This is a genomic window from Ekhidna sp. (assembly GCF_040223195.1).
Taxonomy (GTDB): domain Bacteria; phylum Bacteroidota; class Bacteroidia; order Cytophagales; family Cyclobacteriaceae; genus Ekhidna.
The window spans coordinates 243,840-265,492 of the sequence record NZ_JAVKDX010000015.1; the positions used below are offsets into that span (position 1 = coordinate 243,840).

General features: G+C 43.4%; 20 protein-coding genes. 8 read left to right on the plus strand and 12 right to left on the minus strand.

The genetic code is table 11. The features are described 5' to 3' along the window. Positions 1-5: 5 nt before the first annotated feature. From RLN88_RS08340 to mraZ, 9 genes are all read right to left on the minus strand, one after another. Positions 6-1,157, minus strand: coding sequence for an FtsW/RodA/SpoVE family cell cycle protein (locus RLN88_RS08340; protein ID WP_350220931.1), 1,152 nt, complete (start codon positions 1,155-1,157; stop codon positions 6-8). Then, positions 1,154-2,533 carry a UDP-N-acetylmuramoyl-L-alanine--D-glutamate ligase gene (murD, locus tag RLN88_RS08345; RefSeq protein ID WP_350220932.1) on the minus strand — a complete coding sequence of 460 codons (1,380 nt, stop codon included), beginning with the start codon at positions 2,531-2,533 and terminating at the stop codon, positions 1,154-1,156. The genes RLN88_RS08340 and murD overlap by 4 nt, the downstream gene beginning before the upstream one ends. Beyond that, positions 2,533-2,901: a hypothetical protein gene (locus RLN88_RS08350; protein WP_350220933.1), complete on the minus strand. Its 369-nt coding sequence runs from the start codon at positions 2,899-2,901 to the stop codon at positions 2,533-2,535. The genes murD and RLN88_RS08350 overlap by 1 nt, the downstream gene beginning before the upstream one ends. Then, the gene (gene mraY / locus RLN88_RS08355) at positions 2,901-4,076 is read right to left on the minus strand and encodes a phospho-N-acetylmuramoyl-pentapeptide-transferase (protein WP_350220934.1); all 1,176 of its coding nucleotides are present in this window, start codon (positions 4,074-4,076) and stop codon (positions 2,901-2,903) included. The genes RLN88_RS08350 and mraY overlap by 1 nt, the downstream gene beginning before the upstream one ends. Positions 4,077-4,179: 103 nt before the next feature. Next, positions 4,180-5,631 (minus strand): UDP-N-acetylmuramoyl-L-alanyl-D-glutamate--2,6-diaminopimelate ligase, encoded by a 1,452-nt coding sequence (locus tag RLN88_RS08360; RefSeq protein ID WP_350220935.1) that lies wholly within the window; start codon positions 5,629-5,631, stop codon positions 4,180-4,182. Further along, positions 5,631-7,730 carry a PASTA domain-containing penicillin-binding protein gene (locus RLN88_RS08365; protein WP_350220936.1) on the minus strand — a complete coding sequence of 700 codons (2,100 nt, stop codon included), beginning with the start codon at positions 7,728-7,730 and terminating at the stop codon, positions 5,631-5,633. Before RLN88_RS08365 ends, RLN88_RS08360 begins: the two co-directional genes overlap by 1 nt. Positions 7,731-7,883: 153 nt before the next feature. Then, positions 7,884-8,267: an FtsL-like putative cell division protein gene (locus RLN88_RS08370; protein ID WP_350220937.1), complete on the minus strand. Its 384-nt coding sequence runs from the start codon at positions 8,265-8,267 to the stop codon at positions 7,884-7,886. 66 nt (positions 8,268-8,333) lie between these two features. Beyond that, positions 8,334-9,305, minus strand: a complete 972-nt coding sequence (gene rsmH / locus RLN88_RS08375) for a 16S rRNA (cytosine(1402)-N(4))-methyltransferase RsmH (RefSeq protein WP_350220938.1) — start codon at positions 9,303-9,305, stop codon at positions 8,334-8,336. Between the two features lie 98 nt (positions 9,306-9,403). Then, positions 9,404-9,847, minus strand: a complete 444-nt coding sequence (gene mraZ, locus RLN88_RS08380; protein ID WP_350220939.1) for a division/cell wall cluster transcriptional repressor MraZ — start codon at positions 9,845-9,847, stop codon at positions 9,404-9,406. A gap of 596 nt (positions 9,848-10,443) precedes the next feature. Between mraZ and RLN88_RS08385 the strand changes: the two genes are divergently transcribed. Further along, on the plus strand, positions 10,444-11,313 hold the full coding sequence (locus RLN88_RS08385; RefSeq protein WP_350220940.1) for a hypothetical protein: 870 nt from the start codon (positions 10,444-10,446) through the stop codon (positions 11,311-11,313). 346 nt (positions 11,314-11,659) lie between these two features. Here the strand turns inward: RLN88_RS08385 and RLN88_RS08390 are convergent, their stop codons facing one another. Together RLN88_RS08390 and RLN88_RS08395 are read right to left on the minus strand one after the other, a co-directional pair. Beyond that, entirely contained in the window at positions 11,660-12,580 is a 921-nt protein-coding gene (locus RLN88_RS08390) for a hypothetical protein (protein WP_350220941.1), read from the minus strand. A 231-nt stretch (positions 12,581-12,811) separates the two neighbouring features. Continuing rightward, entirely contained in the window at positions 12,812-14,512 is a 1,701-nt protein-coding gene (locus RLN88_RS08395; protein ID WP_350220942.1) for an alpha/beta hydrolase-fold protein, read from the minus strand. A gap of 151 nt (positions 14,513-14,663) precedes the next feature. Between RLN88_RS08395 and RLN88_RS08400 the strand changes: the two genes are divergently transcribed. The 7 genes from RLN88_RS08400 (at position 14,664) to RLN88_RS08430 (ending at position 21,002) form a co-directional block, all read left to right on the plus strand. After that, a complete protein-coding gene (locus tag RLN88_RS08400) occupies positions 14,664-16,349 on the plus strand; it encodes a histidine kinase (RefSeq protein WP_350220943.1) in 1,686 nt (561 codons plus the stop codon). 4 nt (positions 16,350-16,353) lie between these two features. Beyond that, positions 16,354-17,052: a LytR/AlgR family response regulator transcription factor gene (locus RLN88_RS08405; protein ID WP_350220944.1), complete on the plus strand. Its 699-nt coding sequence runs from the start codon at positions 16,354-16,356 to the stop codon at positions 17,050-17,052. A gap of 649 nt (positions 17,053-17,701) precedes the next feature. Continuing rightward, positions 17,702-18,208, plus strand: coding sequence for an RNA polymerase sigma factor (locus RLN88_RS08410; protein WP_350220945.1), 507 nt, complete (start codon positions 17,702-17,704; stop codon positions 18,206-18,208). Positions 18,209-18,211: 3 nt separating this feature from the next. Further along, positions 18,212-18,868 (plus strand): hypothetical protein, encoded by a 657-nt coding sequence (locus RLN88_RS08415; RefSeq protein WP_350220946.1) that lies wholly within the window; start codon positions 18,212-18,214, stop codon positions 18,866-18,868. A 39-nt stretch (positions 18,869-18,907) separates the two neighbouring features. Then, complete coding sequence (locus tag RLN88_RS08420) at positions 18,908-20,179, plus strand: alpha/beta hydrolase (RefSeq protein WP_350220947.1); 1,272 nt, start codon at positions 18,908-18,910, stop codon at positions 20,177-20,179. Positions 20,180-20,184: 5 nt separating this feature from the next. After that, positions 20,185-20,568, plus strand: a complete 384-nt coding sequence (locus RLN88_RS08425) for a VOC family protein (protein ID WP_350220948.1) — start codon at positions 20,185-20,187, stop codon at positions 20,566-20,568. Between the two features lie 2 nt (positions 20,569-20,570). After that, positions 20,571-21,002: a DUF1801 domain-containing protein gene (locus RLN88_RS08430; protein ID WP_350220949.1), complete on the plus strand. Its 432-nt coding sequence runs from the start codon at positions 20,571-20,573 to the stop codon at positions 21,000-21,002. Between the two features lie 53 nt (positions 21,003-21,055). Here the strand turns inward: RLN88_RS08430 and RLN88_RS08435 are convergent, their stop codons facing one another. Beyond that, positions 21,056-21,523 (minus strand): YHS domain-containing (seleno)protein, encoded by a 468-nt coding sequence (locus tag RLN88_RS08435; RefSeq protein WP_350220950.1) that lies wholly within the window; start codon positions 21,521-21,523, stop codon positions 21,056-21,058. Positions 21,524-21,653: the final 130 nt, after the last annotated feature.

Sequence of the window (21,653 nt, forward strand, 5' to 3'; positions counted from 1 at the left end):
TTCGATTACGCTGCTTCTTTATATTGATTCCCTATAGTTCCACCGAATTTGTCAATCTCTCCCCGGCTTACACTAAGGATGATCCCCAGCGCAAGTCCCGCAAAAAGTTGAGATGTACCTCCCATACTGATGAATGGAAGTGTGAGACCCGTAACAGGGCCCAAGCCTACGGCTACTCCCATATTCACCAAAGCCTGGATGACGAGTGCAAAGCTGAGACCTGCTGATAACAACCCTCCATACGCTCGATCATTCTTCTCTGCTGCCTTCATCCCCCGATAGAGCAAAGCCAGATACAAAAACAATATTGTGATACCTCCGATAAGTCCATACTCTTCCAGAATGATTGCATAAATGAAATCCGAGTATGGGTGAGGTAAGAAATTTCGTTGGTCACTTTGACCCGGACCTTTGCCGATCACACCCCCTGAAGCAATGGCGATGTAGGCCTGCTTAGCCTGGTATGGGGTATCGTTATTCAAAAAGTCTTCTACCCGTGAGATAGCGGTTCCACCCCGTTGACCGATCATGAAAGCCACTGAACCGAAGGACATGCAGATAACCAAGAGCATGGCAAGGTATTTCACCGGTACTCGTCCAATAAAGAGCACCAATGTACAGGTCAGAAATAGCAGGATCGCTGACGAGAAGTTAGTCAATGCGATGAGACCGCAAATCAACCCAATCCAGAAAAGCATGGGTACAATGGCTTTTTGAAAATCATCAATAGACTGCTGACGCTTGGATAACATGCTGGCCAGTGTTACCAATAAAGCCAATTTTGCCAGATCAGACGGCTGGAATGCCTGATTGATCACCGGAATGGTTAACCATCTGGATGCTTCATTGATGGTTGATCCGAATAACCAGGTAAACAACAGAAGCGGCACACAGAGCCATAGAACAAGGCGCGAAATTTTAGAGTAATAACGATAATCAATTCGGTGTGCGAGCCAGATAGCTATCAAACTCACCACTACCAAAACCGAGTGCTTGATCAAATAATACTCTGTGTTGCCATCCATCATTTTGTAGGCCAGACTTCCGGTAGCGCTGTATACCACCAGGATGCTAAACAGGGAAAGGATCAGTACGATGAACCAAATCACCGGGTCGCCTTTCAGGTTTCGATATGCCCAATCTTTTATCTCGTTCATGCCTCTTTTGCTTTAAGTTTCTTGCTGAGCTTGCTTACAGCTCGCTTGAATTTATCTCCTCTGTCTTCATAATTGCTGAATAAATCGAAGCTGGCACATGCCGGAGACAGCAATACCACATCACCTTCTTCCGCCCAATCGTGTGCCTGCTGGACAGCCTTTTTAACAGAATCTACCTCTACAATTTTCTCCAGTCTCGATCCAAAAAAGCTGGTCAATGGACGATTGTCTGTACCCATGCAGATCAGCGCTTTCACCTTCTTCTTCACCAGCTTCTCTATCTGCGAGTAGTCATTTCCTTTGTCAATACCTCCCGCAATCCAAACGATATCTCCCTTCACTCCATCAAGTGCGTAATAGACTGAATCCACATTGGTCGCTTTGGAATCATTGATATAGGCTGCACCATCTATCTCTGTCACAAACTCCAGTCGGTGCGGTGCATTCTTGAAATTCTTGAGGCCTTTTAGCACTTTTTCCATCGGTACTTCCATGCACAGCGCACTGAGCACAGCCGCCATGCTGTTGACCATATTATGTTTTCCTATTAGTGAGATTTCCGAAACCGGAATCTTATATTGAGCTGAATCACGCTTGAACTGAAAGTTGAAAATCAAGTGTTCTTCTTTCAAGTAAGCACTCAGCTTATTGTTGTTAGAGGCCGTCATCGCAAACATGCTGGCCTCAATTTTTCTCCTGCTTATCTCTTCGGTCACCGGCTCAGAATCGGCACAGTAAATGAAAGCCTGCTCGCTGGTCAGGTTTTCTACAATTCTGAATTTGGACGTGACATACTTGTTGAAATTGTAATCGTATCGATCCAGGTGATCAGGTGTGATGTTTAGCAACACGGCCACATCCGGTCGGAAATTTTTTATTCCATCCAACTGGAAGCTGCTCACCTCCACGACATAGTAGTGAAATCCACCCTCAGCTACCAGCCCGGCAAGACTTCTTCCTACATTGCCACCCAAAGCAACCTTGAATCCGGCTGTTTTTAGTAGGTGATATGTCAACAGAGAAGTTGTGGTCTTTCCGTTGGTACCTGTGATGGCGATCACCTTCGCTTTATCTATAAATCTGTATGCAAACTCTATTTCAGAAATGACAGGGATGCCTTTGCCCAATATCTTTTGTACCAAAGCGGCTGAATCCGGAATACCCGGGCTTTTCACCACCAATGAAGCATTCAAAATCAGCTCTTCCGAATGCCCTCCTTCCTCAAAATCAATTTTGATACTTTTGAGTGTTCGCCTACGATCTGGAGCCAGGTTCCCACCGTCAGACAAGAATACCTCATAGCCTTTTTGCTGGGCCAGCATAGCGGCTCCTACGCCACTTTCACCTCCACCTAATATGACTATGCGTTCGTTCATTATTCCTCGTCTTTTATTTTTTGGTCGATGATGTAATCAAAGCATCTTGAGTACATAGACATCAAGTCGTAACCTTCCTTCAGGAAGTCATTGATCAAAGCGATCTTCTGTTTTTTGTTGGCCATTTCGAGCTGATCCAGAATGAAAAGCACTTCATCCGACTCGTCTTCTAGTTTACCCATGATGCGGGTGAACTCTCCTTCGGAGGGAGCTTTCAACAGCTTCAAAAAGAGCTCGTCAATTTTTCGGGCACTTCTGATCAACATGGAAGTGGCCTGCACCAACGTGCCGGAGGGGATAAGTTCAGAAAGCTGTACCGCACCTTTCTGAAACTTCTCGTTCAATTCATGAATTTGTGTTACTGTCATTACCTGATTTTTAGCGTTGCAAGTGTGAAAATGGCCAATAGGATTCCCACCGTCCAGAAGCGAGCCACGATCTTCGCTTCGTGCAATCCTTTTTTCTGATAGTGGTGATGGAGCGGCGACATCAAGAAGATGCGTCTTCCTTCCCCGTATTTCTTTTTGGTGTATTTGAAATAAGACACCTGAATGATCACTGATAAATTTTCAATGACCAGGATTCCGCAGAGTACCGGAATCAATAATTCCTTTCTAATTACAAACGCTAGCACTGCGATGATGCCGCCGAGTGAAAGACTCCCCGTATCACCCATGAAGACCTGAGCAGGATACGAATTGTACCACAGAAATCCGATGCACGCCCCCACAAAAGCGGTACAGAAAATTACCAGCTCGCCGGAGTTTGGGATAAACATGATATTCAGGTAGTTGGCGAAAATGGCATTACCGGACAGGTAAGCCAGCACTGCCAGTGTGAGCCCGATGATAGCACAGGTGCCGGCAGCCAGGCCGTCCAGGCCATCGGTAATGTTTGCTCCGTTGGACACAGCTGTGACAATGAAAATGACCACTGCAACATAGAGTATCCACGAATAATCAGACAGGAATTCCGGCAACAGCCATTCGTAATTAAATTCATTGTTTGCCACGAATGGAATAGTAGTAAGCAAGGTGCTTTCATCCTTGAATGCCTCCCCGGAAAAATCACGGATTACGATATCCTCATGAAAAACCATCACTAAGCCAACGAGCAGTCCAAGGCCTATCTGGCCAATGATTTTGAATTTACCTCGAAGGCCTTCTTTGTTTTTCTTCTTTACTTTCAGATAATCATCCAGAAATCCAATCGACCCCATCCATAGCGCAGAGATGATCAGCAGGATGATGTAGATGTTGCTTAAATCAGCGAAGAGTAAGGTTGGTATCACTATCGCGGAGATGATGATAATTCCTCCCATAGTCGGAGTGCCTTTCTTCTCCATCTGGCCTGCCAGACCCAAATCGCGAATGGATTCACCCAACTGGTATTTTCTTAGCATTTCGATCAGGTACTTTCCAAAAGTGATGGTGATCAGCAAGGATAATACTGCCGCCATTCCCGCCCGGAATGAGATATACTGAAACAATCCCGCCCCCGGGAAGTCTATTTGATTTAGATATTCAAATAAGTAGTTCAGCATTGCTCGATTGTAGATTTATAAGATTTTAGATTGAGGATTAACACACCCCTAACCCCTCCAAGGAGAGGAATAAATTGCTTATGATATTTTTTGTTTATCCTCATTAATTCAAAATTTCTTTTAGGACCTCTCTATCATCGAAGTGATTTCTCACTCCATTAATTTCCTGATAGGTCTCATGACCTTTTCCTGCTACCAGAATGATGTCCTGATCGCTTATCAGATTGCAGGCCGTTCGGATGGCTTCTTTTCGATCCTCAATTACCATCACGTTTCGTTCTTTCGATTTTGGGATGCCGGCTTTCATGTCTTCCAAAATCTGTTTTGGATCCTCCGTACGAGGATTATCGGAGGTCAGGATGATCTTATCGCTAAATCGGGCGGCAATCTCTGCCATTTTTGGACGCTTGGTTTTGTCCCTGTCGCCCCCGCATCCTACCACGGTTACCAGCATCTCATTCTTGGTTCGCAGGTTATCAATGGTTTTCAAAACATTTTCCAACGCATCGGGCGTATGTGCATAGTCCACAATAGCCATCACATTTGCGGCATTTTCTACTTTTTCAAAGCGGCCACTGGCGCCAGAGGTTGTAGACAATCCGCTCAGGATGTGCTCCTTCTCTTCTTCCAGCAGTATGGCAACTGCGTAGGTCGTGAGCAGGTTGTATGCGTTGAACTCTCCAATGAGCTTGAACCAGACATCCACCCCATCGAAATTCAATTCCAAACCTTGGAGGGTGTTGTGGATGATACGAACCTTAAAATCTGCCATCGATCGGATACCCATTCGATGTTTTGTGGCTTTCGTATTCTGCATCATCACAGCGCCACGTTTGTCATCTACATTCACCAAAGCGAAAGCTTCGGATGAAAGGCCATCAAATAGGAGTTTTTTCGCAGCGATATATTCATCAAATGTCTTGTGGTAGTCCAGGTGATCATGGGTAATATTTGTGAATACACTGCCTGTAAAATGAATACCAGCAACACGATGCTGAACCAGGGCGTGGGAGCTTACTTCCATAAACGCATGCGTGCAACCGCTCTCGACCATTTCAGCCAAAAGCTGGTTAAGTTGCACCGCATCAGGAGTGGTAAAGCTGGTGTCTAAGATCTTATGGTTAATCTTATTCTCTACTGTTGAAAGTAAGCCCACCGTATACCCCAGGTTTTGAAAAAGCTCATACAACAAGGTGGCACAAGTGGTCTTGCCATTGGTCCCTGTTATGCCTACGAGCTTCAATTTCTCTGAAGGTCGTCCGTAGAAATTCGAAGCGATGATGCCCAGGGCTTTCGCTGAATTGTCCGTCTGAACAACCGTGATATTCTCATCTAAATTCTTAGGAGCACTCTCACACACGATCACATTAGCTCCTTTTTCAACTGCGGCTTTAATAAAGTCATGACCATCCACGGTGAGCCCCTTCACTGCGACAAACAGGAATGCCTTTTCCACCTTTCTGGAATCAAAAGCTACTCCAGTCACCTCTTCCTCCCTGTTTCCAGTGATGGATTGGAGCGAAACGCCAAATAATATGTCTTTCAGCGTCTGCATTAGCTCATCTGTAGTTTTATGGTTGAACCTTTTGTTAGTCTGCCGCCCGGCGTAATGGACTGAGTAGCCACACGTCCCCTTCCTTCTACTTTCACTTCAAGTCCCAGATTCTCCAGCACATAAATTGCATCGCGAAGCGTCATACCTCGTACATCCGGCACTACTTCGTATTTTACAGGATTACCCTTCCAATATACCGCATCATTGATCACATCTGTAGTGACCCACTCGGTTTCTGCTTTTGCGTGATTGGAGATGCCAAGCTGATTGCAAATCATGGTTAATTCATCTCGCTTTCCAGCCTTGATGTAGGGGAAAACTCCGGTCACATAGGTACGCTCCTGTGTACCAATTTCGTGCATATCCAGCTCCAGGGAATAGATTTTATCCGCAATTTCTTTGAACACCGGAGCTGACACATCGCTACCGTATATCTGATAACCTTTCGGATTATCAATTACTACGATGCAGCTATATCTTGGTGCTTCGGCAGGGAAATAACCTGCGAATGAGGTGTAGTATTCTTTTACGTATCGGCCATTTCTAACCTTCTTGGCAGTGCCGGTTTTACCAGCAATTTTATAGTGACTGTGATTGATATTTTTGGCTGTACCACGCTCCACCACTCCCTCCATCATCAGCTTCACTTTTCGCAAGGTCTCTTTTGAAGCGATTCGGTCATTGATTATTTCTGTTTCAAATTCTTCAACCATTCGATCGGCTTTCATCACTCCTTTCACGATCATCGGCTTGACCATCTTACCATTGTTGGCCACCGCATTGTAAAGGGTCAACATTTGAAGTGGAGTCATTTTCAGCTCATAGCCGTGTGACATCCACGGAAGGGAAACGCCACTCCAGGTGCTATCAGATGGATCTTTAATGTATGGCTTACCCTCTCCTACCATCTGAAAATCAAGTGGTTGGTGAAGGTTCATGCGTTTCAGGTAATTGATGTATTTCTCAGGCTCATTGCCGAAGTAGCGAGAAATCAACTTCGCCACACCAATGTTGGAAGACTTTTCAAATACTTCCTGAACAGTCAGTGTTCCAAATCCTTCAGGCGTATGATCACGCATGGTTTTATCAAAAAATTCCAGTTTGCCATCTCCGGTATCAACTGTATCGGAAAGCTTGATGTCTGTTTCTTCCAGTAGCGCAATCATGCTTGCCAGCTTGAACGTAGAGCCCGGTTCTCGAGAACCCTGGCTACCTACGGCGTAATTATATCTTTCATAGTAGTCGCCATCTGCATTTCGACTCAAATTAGAAATCGCTTTGATCTCTCCGGTTTTCACCTCCATCACGATAGCTACTCCATAGTCCGCATCATGCTTTTGTAGCTCATCCAGCAACGCTGATTCGGTTACATCCTGCAGGTCTACGTTGATGGTTGTCTGAATATCATAGCCATCTACCGGACGTTTTTCTGTGCCGTCATAAATAGGCCTCCAGCCTCCCCCGGCCATCTTTTGGTACAATCCCTTGCCGTTGACTCCAGCCAACTGTTTGTTGAAGCTGTACTCAAGCCCTACGGTTCCACGGTCGCTGGCATCCACACTACCAATGGTACGAATCCCTAAATGAGAAAATGGCAGAAACCGCTGCTCCACCTTTTCGAAAATCACCCCGCCTTTCAACCGGCCTTCCCGGAAGAGCGGCCAGTGTTCCATATTCTTTTTGTCTTGATAGCCAATTTCCTTTCGATTGAGCGTCAAGTATCGGCGACCATCTTTCCGGGCACCATCGATCTTGCGTTTGTATTGCGTTGGGGTCAGATCTCCATAGTAGCGCGATAGCAGGTAGCACAACGAATCGATATTGTTTTTATACAGGCCATTGGATGGTAAGTAAGGATCAATCGCCAATCGATAGAATGGAAGTGAAGTGGCTAGCAGGCTACCATCATCTGCATAGATGTTTCCACGCGTCGCTTTTACGTTCATCACCTGCATACCAAGCGTCTCACCCATGCTTCTCCACTTGTCTCCTTCGATATACTGGATTTTGGCAATGCGGAAAACCACCGCTCCTGCCACCAAAAAGGTGAGCAAAAAGGCGATTCTAACGCGCAGTACTATGTCTCTTTTTATGCTCATGATAAAACTCCTCCCCCTAGCCCCTTCCAGAGGGGGAAAGTATTTTTTATGTCATTTCGAGCATCGCGAGAAATCTTTACCAACGTTTCAAAATGATAAATATCTCTCCCTCTGGTCGAGATGACAGATCCGGTCTTGCAATATGGCTTCTGACTAATTTTCAACTTCCCTAATCAATACCGGTGATTCTTTGCTCTCCTTTAAACCGAGCTCTGCGGCTCGTTTTGCCACCTCTGATTGCTTGCTTTCATACATGAAATCTGCCTTCAGGGTAGTATAGTCTGCTCTCAGGTCTTCAACTTCTGTTTCCAGATCGTTGATGTCACGAATTTTTTTCTCTGCGTAGTGGCGGTTGCCGATGTACAACAGACATAGAAAGGCCAGAAATAAAATTTGGGGAAGAAAACGCACGTGTATCACCTCGCTCATGGATGAGTCCATGCGTAGAAAGCGACTGATGAGACGGAATAAGCCTCCTCGCTCTTCTCTTTGGGGTAATTTGTAGGTGTTCTTCATAGTTCTATTCCGCTTCGTCATTTGAAATTTTTAGGTCAACCTACCCCTACACCCCTTCCAGAAGGGGAATAAAGGCTTTCAAATGACTCAGCTTCTTTTCTTGCCAATACGCAGCTTAGCGCTTCTCGCTCTGCTGTTTTCTTTAATTTCTGCCGCTGTGGGAACGATGGGCTTTCGGTTTACCGGGTCTAACACCCTGATTGGATTCCCATAAAAGTCTTTTTCATCGACCCCTTTAATGTTTCCTTTATTGATGAAATTCTTGACCGGCCGGTCTTCCAATGAGTGGTAACTCATCACTACGAGTCTGCCTTCTGCCTTTAGCACCTCGCCTGCCTGTACCAAAAATTCCCTGAGTGCTTCCATCTCCTCATTTACCTCTATTCTTATGGCCTGAAAGACCTGTGCGAGGTATTTGAGATCCCGACCTTTTGGAGCGTTCTTCATGGCGATGGCTTTCAATTGCTCGTTGGTCTCGATGGGCTGGTTCATCCGGAAATTCACAATCTCTCTTGCGAGTGTTCGTGCATTTCTGATTTCGCCATACGCACTCAAAATATGTATCAGATCCTTTTCCTCGTATTCGTTGACTACCTCCCTGGCGCTTTTTGCAGCGGCCTGATCCATGCGCATATCCAACACACCTTCTGCCCTGATGGTGAATCCACGCGATGGTTCATCAAACTGATGGGAGCTAACTCCCAAATCCGCCAGGATGCCATCCACTTCCGTGATGCCATGTAGCCTGAGGAATTTTTTCAGGTATCTGAAATTTGATTCAATAAATGTGAAAGAACTTTTCGCTTCTTTTTTCTCCTCATCCCCTTCCCTCAGAAGCGTCTGACCGCTCCCCGAGGAGAAGGGAGTGTTGATAAGTTCTTGTGCATTTTGCTCAGCATCTTTATCCTGATCAAAAGCAATGAGGTGGCCGGTTGTCAACTGATCGAGTATCGCTTTGCTGTGACCGCCACCTCCGAAAGTCACGTCTACGTATACTCCATCTGGTTTTATGTCCAGCCCGTCCAGGCACTCTTTCAGCATGACGGGGTTATGATACATAGCTGCAAGTTTTTAGCTGCAAGCTGCAAGTTGCCTTGCTCCACTCCGCTCTAAACTTCAGGTCTTGAAGCTTGTAGCTCGAACCTTGTAGCTTTCTATTATTCATCTAAGAACTTCTGTGCCAGCTCTGAGTATTCGCTATCGTCACTGATCATGTGCTTGTCAAATACTTCAGGATTCCACATTTCTATATAGTTGCCCGTGCCGATGAGGAGTACCTCCTTGTCTATCTGTGCATGAGCGAGCATCTGTTTTGGGATCAGGATGCGGTTTGCATTATCCAGCTCCACCTGCGCGATGCTCCTGAAAAATGTCCTTTTCAGCTTTCGCTGTTCGGGATCGAATTCACTCAATGATGAGATCTTGTGGTGTATCTTTTTATACTCCACCATTGGGTAGAGGATTAGGTTCGGCTCGAATCCCTTCCGAATGACTAGTTCTGCAGTGGAGACCTCCGGAAGGTTGTTCTTGATCTTTGCAGGCAAGACCAACCTTCCTTTAGTATCCAACTTACACTCATACTCGCTTGTAAAAAACGCCATACTGAGCCTTGAAAAATATAAACCACCGGAACAAATGTAATCAACTTTTCCTATTTTCCCCCACTCTCTCCCACTTTCATACACAAAATATTAAAAAATGCGTATTTGTGCATTAAATCGATGATTTTAAGCTTTAAATGAATGTTCTGTGAATGAGTGAGTTATGAAAACGAGGCGATTAGACTACTTTTTTTGAAGACTTTTGGAAATTGGTGCTTGACATTTGTGATTTGGAGGATTTGGTGGGAGATGGTGGGAAGGAATTGAAAATGGATGTGAGAATGTTGTGTGTAGAGCACAATTTAAAATGTAGTGTATCACCATTTAAATTGTAGTGTTTCGCTCCTTTGGCCATGGTTTGTGTCTTCACAAATCATTTAGGGACAGGAGACACAACCCGAGACATTTGGATTCTCAACGAAAAAGGCAGGCTTGAACCAGCTTTTAGTATATGCTAGGACTGGTTGGGGGATATGTAACAAACACCATCAGAAGCTAGATAAAATCTTTCCCACCTTCTAAATCAAAAAATATAACTCTCCACTTCTTTCAAAAAGGTAAAGCTATTTTTAAGCTAGGAAGTAAATATTCAAGTGTTGAAATCAAAACCCTATTTCTATCAAGTCTACAGCAATGCAGTCTACATTATCGAATCTTTAGAGGATGAAACGAAAACTGGAAAATGGCTTTATGAGGACATAGTCGCATTCTCTTATAGGGATGATGTATTAAGAATCGAATACTTTGAATTCAAGAGTAAGTTAGAATTCTTCCAAATTCTCAATAAAATAAGAAGAGAGATTAATTCATATGGCATTCTTCCTATAATTCATATCGAGGCACATGGAGATGAGAGAGGCTTTGAAGTTGCTAAATCAACGGAAGAGATCTCTTGGTCAGAATTAAATGATCATCTAATTGAAATAAACATAGCTTCTCAAAATAATATTACCCTTTCTCTTGGTATTTGCAAAGGCCATTATATAAATCTCGACCTTGCAGATCGGTTTAGAAGTAAAACTAGATGTCCTTATGCTATCAATATAAGCCCCCAAGAGCAAATCGGATCAAATGAGATTAAATATGGTTTCAGCTCTTTTTATCAAAATTTATTGATATCCAAGGATTTTGGAAAGGCAATGGAAAAAATGCAGGAGATCACTTCACTAAACATCCTGAGAACTACAGATTCATTCGTACACCAAATTATGCATACTATTAAGGAGGAGTTTTTAAATGCCAATAAAATCGCAGCTCAACTTGATGATTTGTTCAAGAATGAAAGAGAGCTTTTACCCGGTAAGAACTACAACAGAAATTTAAGAGAATTTAAAAGGTTTAAGAAAAGTTTTTACAAAAAACAATTTGAGGAAAGATGGAATCATTTTTTAATGATTGATCTGTTTGTTGAAAACAAAAATAGGTTCCCCCTATTTGAGGAAATTTGGAGTGATCTGTTCAATTAAGCAGAATCTGATCATAATGAAATAGACCTTTCAGCCTTTGCGTTACTGATGAAATCCTTCCATGCTAGCTTTGAATTTGTTGAGTTCAAAGCTGCCCTATTACCTAATCAAATATTACGGTGAAATTTTGATTTATACATTTTCGTTTTTCACTCAATGAGAGTGAAAACTCACCTTCTTTGCCGTTGTTGGTCTTGTGACCAACAACCATGTAGATAAAATACTCATTGGTGACAACACCAACGAGGGCGGAAAGAATCTTAACTCACCCCCTTCAAAGGGGGAAATATAAATAACAGTCGAAGATGCCGGATCTAGTCCGGCATGACATCTCCTTTTGTGTTGATTAATATTTGGGTCTGAGATTCTCAATAACCTGAGCATCTACCCAATAGGATTTTCCTACCCAATTTTCACTTCCATCTTCTTTCACCTCCCACTGTCCTCTGGTAAAAAACAGGTATTTTCCATCGTCTGACACCCGTGCGCCACTTTCACTTAATGAGGTGTTGATCTTATCCCCCATATTCATTGCTAGTAGCCAGGAATCATTTTTGTCTCGAAAACTAATGTAGATATCAGATCTACCATATCCATCTTCTCTTCTGACATCCCACATCAAATAGGATTCATCTTTAGCAATAGTGGGATGAGCGATCCATGTCCCGGTATTGATCTCCTTGCCTAATTTTTGTCGGGGTTCATATTTGCCATCTATAAAGCGGGAATAACTGATAGCTCCTACTGTATCAGGTTTTCCATTTTCATCAAATTCTATTTCATCAAAGTAAGCAGTTCTATTATCTGAAAACGATAGCCCCATAATATGCTTATCCGAAAAAGGTGCGCCCAGGCTTTGGTATTCAGACCAACCAGTGTCCGTTCGGATTTTGTATTTATTTCCGCGATATAGCGTATCACCTCCTTTTGAAAATTTAGGCCATTTTAGGTCTGTCTCAGACTCGTTTCCCCAGCTACCATTTTCGTATCGAATGACAAAAAAGGTGCGTTCTTTATATTTCCCATTTTTCCTGGAGAAGTAGTATTCCCTTCCATCTGTTGAAAGTCCACCTCCTTCAAAAAGTCCATCCGGAGAGACAATTTTAGGTTCAAAAAGTTTGGGGATTAATCCTGGTGGTTCCTCGCCGAAATAGCGATCGGATAAAGGTGGTAGATCAAGCACATCTGACTCTTTTGTTTTGGTTTCACAAGCATTGAATACTAGCGTTCCGGCAATGATTGATATCAAGTGAATTTTTACTGTCATCCGACTAAAATTTTAGTTTGTTGAAAAAATTGCGTTTAGATCATCCGAGAAAGGATTTTTCTTTAATATCCAGAACTTCCCCCACCCTAAAGGGAGTTGTAAAGAATGTCCCTTTAGGGAATTAAAGGCCGACGTGGAACGGGTGTATTTGGGCTGATTCCTCCGAACCGAAAAATCTTTCTCGGACATCAGTAATAAGTTTTCTTCATTGGTTTCAAATGGTATCGTTTCTTATTGTTTTGTTCGTAGCTGGTCAATGATCCGGGCGTCCACCCAATAGATATCTATATTATCTCCTGTATCATCCATCTTTCTATTAAAAAGTATGTACTTGCCATCAGGAGTCACACTCGCGTAGAAATCATCATTCGCCGAATTGACCTGATCACCCATATTGATAGCCGGACCCCATGTACCGCCCTCCTGTCGAAAACTGATATACAGATCAGATTCTCCATACCCTCCCTCTCTCTCACTATCCCAAATGAGGTAGCTTTCATCTGGCGCAATGAAGGGATGAGCAGTCATTTTCCCGGAGTTGACCACAGAACTCATTTTAACAGGTTCTTGATGCTTGCCATCCTTTAATGTTGAGATGCGGATGACATCACCGCTTTTAAAATCATCAAACACATAAGTGCCGTTCTCAGATGCTGACAAGCGCATTATCCCCCATTCTTTCCTGTCGAACATGGATCCAAGGCTCTTACGCTCAGACCATCCATCCCCTACGCGATCCCTATAACCCTTTGCCATGTGCATACGCGAGCCATCCGGTGAGAATGTAACTTCCCCTGTTCGTAAAAACTCCGTAAATTTTTTCCATACGTTGTTTTCCTGGCGAAATCCAATAACTGTAGGTCGAAATCCTGTCTCATTAGGCCCGGAGTATATACCCCGATCGAGGGTAAAATAAAATTCCTTCATGCCCGGAGCAAACACACCCTCCAGTTCCCATGCATCTTTCGAAATGATTCCGGGTGCGAAGGGTTCAGCAATCAACCCTGGAGGCTCTTGCCCCATTAAAGGACCCGTCAGTACAGGAAATTCGGGTTTGTTCAATTCAGCCAGCCACCCTACGCTTCGAACAGCCATTCGTGGGAAGGCCGTTTGATGATCGCCCAGAATCTCTTCATGAGTTATGTGCAGGGTTTCGCTATTCTGGTTTTCGAGAAGGGCAACAAATTCTCTGACAAGCTCATTTAACTCTATTTCTTCCGTACCATTCGAAATGAAGACATTGGCATTTAAGTCTTTATCAGCAATCAGCTCTGAGAGATACGAGATATTCCCTCGTAGTGACGGACTTCCAATTAGGTAGTTCTTAAATGTCTTGGGACGTTCAGATAAAATGTATGCTCCAAATAAACCACTCGCGGAATAGCCGAAATAGGATCGGTTTTGAGGATCGGTTTGGTAGTTGTTTTCAACATACGGTATTACATCTTTGAGAATGAATTCCAGATGATTGCTTGCTTGCCCTAATTGATATTTGGCTTGAATTTCCGGTTTGCTTGATGGACGTATTGTGTAATCGCGGAATCGGCTTACATGTTCTCCATGTTCCTCAACCAGCGCCGGATCGATATCCTTTTGCCAGGATATGCCAACTAAAATGACATCTTCTAAGATGTACTCCTGGCCGGCGGATAGTACTTCGAGATGCCATGCAGCATCTGTATAATAAAGGACAGGATACGTTTTATCATTGTTCTCAGAGTAATCCTCTGGCAACTCTACGTAAAGTTCATAGTTTCTCCCAGTTTTAGAATCTTGTATTGGGATGACCTGAATGTTGGTGTTTTCCCAATTGGGGAAAGTATTCTGAGGTTCATTTTGTCCTTGTGCAAGTGCTGCATCAAAAGGAAGTATAGTCGCAATCAGTAACAGGCTTGTTACACATAAACATTTAAATTGGACAGAGTTGATCATAAATCTCGATTGAATTTTTAGGGTTATACCTCAAAGGATGGCGTAGCGTTGTTGATGCGCATCGTTTAACTTGCCAACTGCTCTATGTATAAATGAACTGCTCCGCAAACCTGTTTTTATCAATTAGTTTGCACCACTTAACTACGTCAAAATGAAGTTGAAATCGTCCCATTTTCTTCTTTTGATCAGCATCCTGCTACTGGCTTCTTCCTGCGAGCAAAAGCCAGCGATATTCAAGGAATACCGCACTGTATTTCAAGTGGGTGACAATCCCACCTGGTCGAAGAAGGTCTTAAATGATAGCAATTGGGAAAGCAGAATAGAACGTATTCCAAAAGGCGAAATTTTCTGGTCCAGAACCCGCATTGATATACTAAAAGCTCCTGAAGAATTTCGACCATACGGCCTTCGGATCGATGCGTATGGGGAATATGAAATCTTTTGGGATGGGGTACTGATTGGAAGAAACGGAAACCCGGGGCAGGAAGCCGAGCTTCCTCCAGAGGGTGAACTATGGATAACACATGGCATTCCTATGCACCTGTCAACAGAAGGAGAACATGTGCTGGCCTTACGATTAAGTAACTATTATTTTCCGGATCATGTGGGGCAATATGAACTAGAGATCGCGGATTATGAGGATTTGCTCAACGACCTGCTTATCGAAACTTCTTATATGCACGTTTTTGCAGGAGCATTTCTTATCATATCCATCTATTTTCTTTTTCTATTCCTAAACAACAGAAAAGAATATCCTACACTGATTTTTAGTGTGTGCTGCTTTCTCATTTTTGCGCTTGTAATAACTGTATTTAGCAAAGATTATGTGCCCATCCATTACAGCGTGCATGTCATAAGACTGCAGATCATCAACTCGTTTTTGCTGGGTATTACATTTTTGATTCCAACCTACTTCTCAATGCAGTTTCCCTATTCAAGGCGTAGACTGTCATTAATTGTATATGCGGTGTTACTCATTTTCTTTTGGCTAATAGGTGGTCATGCTTTTGATTTCAAAACAGTGAGCATGGTGCTGAGTATGTGGTGTTTTTCTTTTGGGATAGTGGCATATGGGGTGTATAAAAATGTAAGAGGGGCACGCCTTGTTCTTGTGACCTTGGTTCTGTCTGTTTTGGTATTTCTTGCTACCGGGTTTGTCATCAGTTTATACACTGGGCTGGGACTTATTCTGCTGGGTATGTTGTACCTATTGACACTTAATATCAAGGCGCAACGACTGGCGTACGAAAACACATTGGTTCAGTCGACTCGCCTGCGCCTGGAATTGTTGAAAAAGAACATTCAGCCACACTTTCTGATGAATACGCTGACTTCACTTATAGACTGGGTGGAAGAGTCACCAAAGAAGGGTGTTCTGTTTATAGAAGCGCTAGCCAAGGAGTTTGATCTTTTTAATAAAATTGAGGATCAAACTTTAATACCCATTTCTCAGGAGATAGCACTATGCCGTAACCACCTCCAGATTATGGAATACCGAAAAGAAATAGATTATGCATGGCAGGAAGAAGGGATAGATCTTCAACAAAAAATACCACCGGGAATTCTACATACACTTCTGGAGAATGGAATCACACACAGCTTGCCACTGGAAGATAACAGCATAAAATTCACACTGACTTATGAATCAAGTAAGGAATGTACAAGCTATACTTTACTGACTTTTGCCCGTAGTGTAAGGGAAGGCAAAAGTGTGAAGGAAGGTACCGGACTAAAATACATTAAAGCCAGATTGACGGAAAGTTACCATTCTAAATGGGACCTGATCTCTGAACCGACCGATCACGGCTGGAAAAGCGTCATTAGAATATATGCATGAAGAGATGAATATTTTAATCGTGGAAGATGAGGCGCGAATCGCCAGTCGACTTGAGCGAATGACCCGGGATATTCTGGGGGATCGACTACAGTCGCTAATGCATATTGAGACACTGCACGAGGCGATGGAGTTTCTTGAAAAGAACCCCCTGGATATTGTGTTGCTTGATTTGAATCTAAATGGTGAAAGTGGATTTGACTTGCTTAAATCGGTGGTCGCAGGGTCGTTTCATACCATCATTGTCTCAGCCTATAAAGAAAAAGCGATCGCAGCATTTGAATACGGGGTGTTGGACTTTGTGCCAAAACCTTTCAACAAGGAAAGGCTGGAACAAGCCTTCAGTCGCGCAATTGGAAAAGATAATAAAGCTATCAATCCGGCCAGATTTCTGGCGGTGAAAAAGCGGAATAGGATACAGATCATACCGATTGAGCATGTGCTCTATATAAAAGGAGCTGGGTCCTATACAGAACTTTATCTGACCGATGGGTCAAAAGAACTTCATGATAAATCACTCGAAAAACTTGAACAACTGCTAGCCTATTTGTTCGAGCGTGTCCATCGATCCTACTTGGTAAAAGCTTCTGAAGTCAAAGAAATTGCGGTTAAAACAGGAAGCAAGTACCTAGCCGTATTGAAAAACGGAGTGCAAATCCCCGTTGGTCGAACAAAATACAAAAGCTTAAAAGCTAAGTGGATATAGTACTTCAAGGCTTAGATGCTGTACGATAGACTTTAGATAGAGACTTACTTGCAGCCTGCCACTTGCAACTAACCTTGAGATTGCTTCACCCACTCCTCATCACACATGCAGCACATACGGGTTCGCAATGACGGTACTGGAAGACGACAGAGCATGAACTCCTATGGATGACCGTATTTATTTTTTCAAAAGTGCTGTAGCAGATATAATAAACCCTATGGCAGAGCACCAAGCTCCCCAATTGGGATGATTGCTGAAACTAAGAAACCCTGTTATTATGAGCGTATTGCCTAGAGCGATCCATCCCTTACGCTTTCTAGCGTTGGTTTTAATTGTTTTAATAGATAGTATCATGCTTTTATTTTTGAAATAGACATCTGGTAGGTTGCCGATTGCTTTTAAGAATTACACTTTTTGAGGTTTTCTTTTTCAAGTAAGTTAGAACGGGTGACTGTAACGCGTGTTCCGCCCTCCTTGGTGTGACAAATTCTAAATCACAAAATTCAAATAAACTCCAAGCTCCAAATAGCTAACGGCTAATAGCTAACAGCCAAAAAGACCAACGCAGACGACAATCGACCTAAATAAATATTTCGAAAAACTGTAATTATGAAGGGTTTGACTACACTTACGGGTAAAGCGCTATCATTTGAAAACCAAGGAATCTACCAACGAAGCGGAATTTCTCGAGCAGGTCAACCAGTCGCAGGGCATCATACACAAGGTATGCCGGCTCTACTGCGACGATGAGGAGCATCGCAAAGACCTATTCCAGGAAATCCTGATTAACCTGTGGAAGTCCTACCACACCTACCGAGGTGAGGCGCAGTTTTCCTCGTGGATGTATCGCGTGGCACTCAATGTCGCCATCCAGGATTTTCGGAAAGTAAAAAAACGCAAGCTGCTCGTGTTGGAAGCCTATGAGTTTAGCGAGCAGGTAGATCCCACACCTCCAGCGGAGATGGAAAGCGAAAAATTTCGGGCGATGCACCAGGCCATCGGGCAGCTGGACAAGCTGGACAAAGCCATCGTGCTACTGCACCTAGATGGGCATAGGAATGAAGAGATCGGGCAGATCGTGGGCATCACCACCAACTATGTGCGGGTAAAAATGAACCGCATCAAAATCAAATTATCTAAAAAACTAAAAAGCTAAGACATGGAACTATTGGAACTACAAGCTACCTGGCAATTATTCAATGACAATGTCATAAAAAACGATTTTGTGGAACCGACTATAATCGGTAATTCCATTCACCAGAAGTCAAAATCAGAGATATCAAGCATTAAGAGATCCATGCATTACAAATTCATCATCGGTACAGTCACCATGCTAATCGGGCTAGGGATGACAGCAGCTATGTATTTCGCTCCGGACTTCAACCCGCTATCCAACTTTCTTAGTCATAGCGAATCGTTAGGCTTTTACATCATCATTACCCTCGCTCTGGGCGCCATGATTGCTGTCAATCATCGGGCATACAAGCAGATCAAACAGCTAAACGAAAGCGTATCTAACCTGAAGCAGGGTCTGAGCAATTTTACCCGCTCCATGCGCAAGGCCATGAACTTCAACATCTACTCAGATGCGCTAATGTCACCAGTGTTCATTACCTGGATCTATTACACCTATGCATTCAAAAACCAAGCAATAGGCTGGGATGTACGATCCCTTGTGCTATTCGTGCTGCCAGTGGCTATCGGGCTGTTCAGCTACTATTTCCAGCGGTATGCCCAGCACCTTAAGTTTGGTCGCTATGTGAGCAGGCTGGAGGGTTATTTACAGTCGCTGGAAGAAAATTCTGAAAAAGTGTAATTCTGAAGGAGGCCCTGCAACCTACTAAACAAAAAGCTTATGAATAACTCAAGTCTCGTTAAAATTATGACCATCACTGGTGTAGTGATCATGCTCATATCATTTGCAGTAATACCAGAACAATACCCGTGGTACTATGAGGTACTCCTTTTTGATGTGGGGCTGGCGCTCTGGCTATTTCCTAAATGGAGAAGTAAGAGGGCGCTTAGACAGGCCGCCGCTGTGCTCTTGTTCTTTGCCATGCTCCCGGCATCCGCTCAGGATTACAGCAAGCAGGTAGATGCACTGAAGCAAAGCTTTGAAAATAAGGATACAAAATACATCGAACCTCACCTGAGCAGCGAGCTGAAATTTGATCCTATGCCGGCCGAAAATACCGGACCTATATTGAATAATATTGTCACAAAGCTGCCTTTCATAAGTCTTGAGCTTATCGAAACTGCTGAAAACACTGCCACTGTCAAGTATGAATTTCAGGGGTTGGGAGAGCGCACATCCGCCATTCACTTTGACTCAGACGGAAAGATCATTCGTGTGGAGCTCATCGAAAACCTAATCAAAATGGAGATGGAGCAGCGCAAGCAAATGCAGGCCAGCGTGCAGCAGCCGGGCACTAATGAGGTAGTAGAAAAATACCAACCAATTTCAGTAACCATCCCAGCCAGTGACGGAGTTACGATCAGTGGTAATCTGTATGAGATTGATAAAGAAGCACCTGTAATTCTATTGTGCCATCAGGCGGGTTATAACAAGGCCGAATATACTGACATAGCTCCCCGTCTCAATGAAATGGGATTCAATTGCCTGGCTATCGATCAGCGCTCCGGTGGGGCTTTTGCAGGACAACAAAATGAGACTGCAAGCAAGGCCATGGAGATGGGACAGGAACCTACCATGCTGGATGCCCGTCAGGATTTAAAAGCTGCCGTTAATTACCTGGCCAAAAAGTATAAGCAGAAAGTAGTCGTGTGGGGTAGCTCATACTCTTCCAGCCTCGCTTTGTTTGAGTTGGCCGAAAACAAAAAAGTGAAAGCTGCTCTGGCATTCAGTCCCGGTGACTATTTTGGAGACCAGGCGGTCACTTTAGCTAATACCTTTGGTAAGGTAGACAAGCCATACTTTGTCACCTCATCAAAAACGGAAGCCGAACCACTCAAAAAATCATTTGAAAGTGTAGAGATGAAAAACAATCAAATGCATTTCATCCCGGAATCCAACGGTTTTCATGGTTCGCGAGTACTTTGGATCGGCCAGGAAGGTGCAGAAGAATATTGGACTGCAGTCACTGAATTTCTTACAGCTTTAAAATAACAACTATGAAAAACAGGCTCATTCATTTCGCAATACATACCGAAGACCTTGAAAGGGCAAAGGGTTTTTATGGAGAGGTTTTTAACTGGGGGTTCCGTGCATATGGGCCCTCAGACTTTGCCCAAATCAGCGATGAAGATTCAGAAAACGGTGAACTGATAGGTGCGCTACAATCACGAACCTACTCACCGGTAGAGGGTAATGTTTTAGGTTTTGAGTGCACCATTGGTGTAGAAAATGTGGATGAGGTCATCGCTAAAGTGGAACAAAGCGGCGGCAAGGTAGTGATGCCAAGGACGGCTATTCCTCATGTGGGCTGGATCGCCAAGTTTCTGGATACGGAGGGAAACCTGGTATGTGCAATGGAAACTGATCCCAATGCATCCTAATCATGGAAGACCGACCCATACATCCCGACTTTCTTTTTCATCTTGAATTAAAAGAGATGGAGCTGGTGAAGCTATTTGCAGATCTTCGCGACTACATTTTTGAAGTGGCTCCTACATGCAATGAGATCTTATACCATACTCATGCACTTACTTCGGTCTTTTCGCTCTCTGATAAACTTTCCGATGCATTCTGCATGATCCCTATTTACACCAGTCACCTGAATCTTGGCTTCAATCAAGGCACATGTCTCCCGGATCCTAAAAACCTTTTACAAGGCACAGGCAAGTTGATCAGACACATTCCGGTTAGAGGTCCCGATGACTATCGCAAGCCTGAGATTGAGTCTTTGATTTTGTCCGCCATTAACCATTCTCAGGACGGAATGAAAAAGGATCCGTCGGTTGTGGGTGCTACCATCTCAAAAATTAAATAACCATCCCAGATGCTTGTTTTACACAAGTGTCTGGATAAGTAAATAATGGCGCTTCATTCAAAAAGATTTTTTCCAAAAAGCAGTAGGAATTTATACTTAACAAATATTAAACTCGGATTGGCTTTAATAGTCGTTGCGTATTTAATTGTTGACCAATTAGCATCAGCCTGATCAATTTTGGCGGATCTCTTTTCCAGCCATTTGCGCTTTACATAATTGGCAAAATTGAAATAGAGTTTATCATCAAAAATAGTGAATGCTTCTGGACTACTTGTTGCTTTATATCCTTCAGAAGCTCCATAGGCACAAAATCCACCATACTTTGGTATGTACTTTTCAGGATTTCTTGTAAAAGCTTGACGATGAGCTTCGCTTACAAAACGCCATTCTAAATCATTCCTTAGAATCATGTAGCGTTTGGAACCCCTTATTGCTTTGTTCATTGTAAAGAAAGCAACAGGGTCATACCCCTTAAGCGCTATCCCATTGTTGTTCAAAATGGATGAATTGCTACTCCGCATGATGCACTTATTAATTCAGGACTGATTTGTTTGATTATCACCTCTGAATTTAGTTCAATACTACATCATATTTAATCATAAACAGAAGTGAACATATTGGTACCATTGAAATCAGCTTTGTGAACATTTT

Bases quoted from the DNA above. Each gene is read 5' to 3' on its own strand.
- RLN88_RS08350 (WP_350220933.1), bottom strand. From the start codon at position 2,901: ATGACAGTAACACAAATTCATGAATTGAACGAGAAGTTTCAGAAAGGT.
- rsmH (WP_350220938.1), bottom strand. From the start codon at position 9,305: ATGTATCATAACCCCGTCATGCTGAAAGAGTGCCTGGACGGGCTGGAC.
- RLN88_RS08425 (WP_350220948.1), top strand. From the start codon at position 20,185: ATGAAAAACAGGCTCATTCATTTCGCAATACATACCGAAGACCTTGAA.
- murD (WP_350220932.1), bottom strand. From the start codon at position 2,533: ATGAACGAACGCATAGTCATATTAGGTGGAGGTGAAAGTGGCGTAGGA.
- RLN88_RS08420 (WP_350220947.1), top strand. From the start codon at position 18,908: ATGAATAACTCAAGTCTCGTTAAAATTATGACCATCACTGGTGTAGTG.
- RLN88_RS08395 (WP_350220942.1), bottom strand. From the start codon at position 14,512: ATGATCAACTCTGTCCAATTTAAATGTTTATGTGTAACAAGCCTGTTA.
- RLN88_RS08370 (WP_350220937.1), bottom strand. From the start codon at position 8,267: ATGACGAAGCGGAATAGAACTATGAAGAACACCTACAAATTACCCCAA.
- RLN88_RS08435 (WP_350220950.1), bottom strand. From the start codon at position 21,523: ATGCGGAGTAGCAATTCATCCATTTTGAACAACAATGGGATAGCGCTT.
- RLN88_RS08415 (WP_350220946.1), top strand. From the start codon at position 18,212: ATGGAACTATTGGAACTACAAGCTACCTGGCAATTATTCAATGACAAT.
- mraY (WP_350220934.1), bottom strand. From the start codon at position 4,076: ATGCTGAACTACTTATTTGAATATCTAAATCAAATAGACTTCCCGGGG.
- RLN88_RS08400 (WP_350220943.1), top strand. From the start codon at position 14,664: ATGAAGTTGAAATCGTCCCATTTTCTTCTTTTGATCAGCATCCTGCTA.
- mraZ (WP_350220939.1), bottom strand. From the start codon at position 9,847: ATGGCGTTTTTTACAAGCGAGTATGAGTGTAAGTTGGATACTAAAGGA.
- RLN88_RS08430 (WP_350220949.1), top strand. From the start codon at position 20,571: ATGGAAGACCGACCCATACATCCCGACTTTCTTTTTCATCTTGAATTA.
- RLN88_RS08360 (WP_350220935.1), bottom strand. From the start codon at position 5,631: ATGCAGACGCTGAAAGACATATTATTTGGCGTTTCGCTCCAATCCATC.
- RLN88_RS08405 (WP_350220944.1), top strand. From the start codon at position 16,354: ATGAATATTTTAATCGTGGAAGATGAGGCGCGAATCGCCAGTCGACTT.
- RLN88_RS08390 (WP_350220941.1), bottom strand. From the start codon at position 12,580: ATGACAGTAAAAATTCACTTGATATCAATCATTGCCGGAACGCTAGTA.
- RLN88_RS08365 (WP_350220936.1), bottom strand. From the start codon at position 7,730: ATGAGCATAAAAAGAGACATAGTACTGCGCGTTAGAATCGCCTTTTTG.
- RLN88_RS08340 (WP_350220931.1), bottom strand. From the start codon at position 1,157: ATGAACGAGATAAAAGATTGGGCATATCGAAACCTGAAAGGCGACCCG.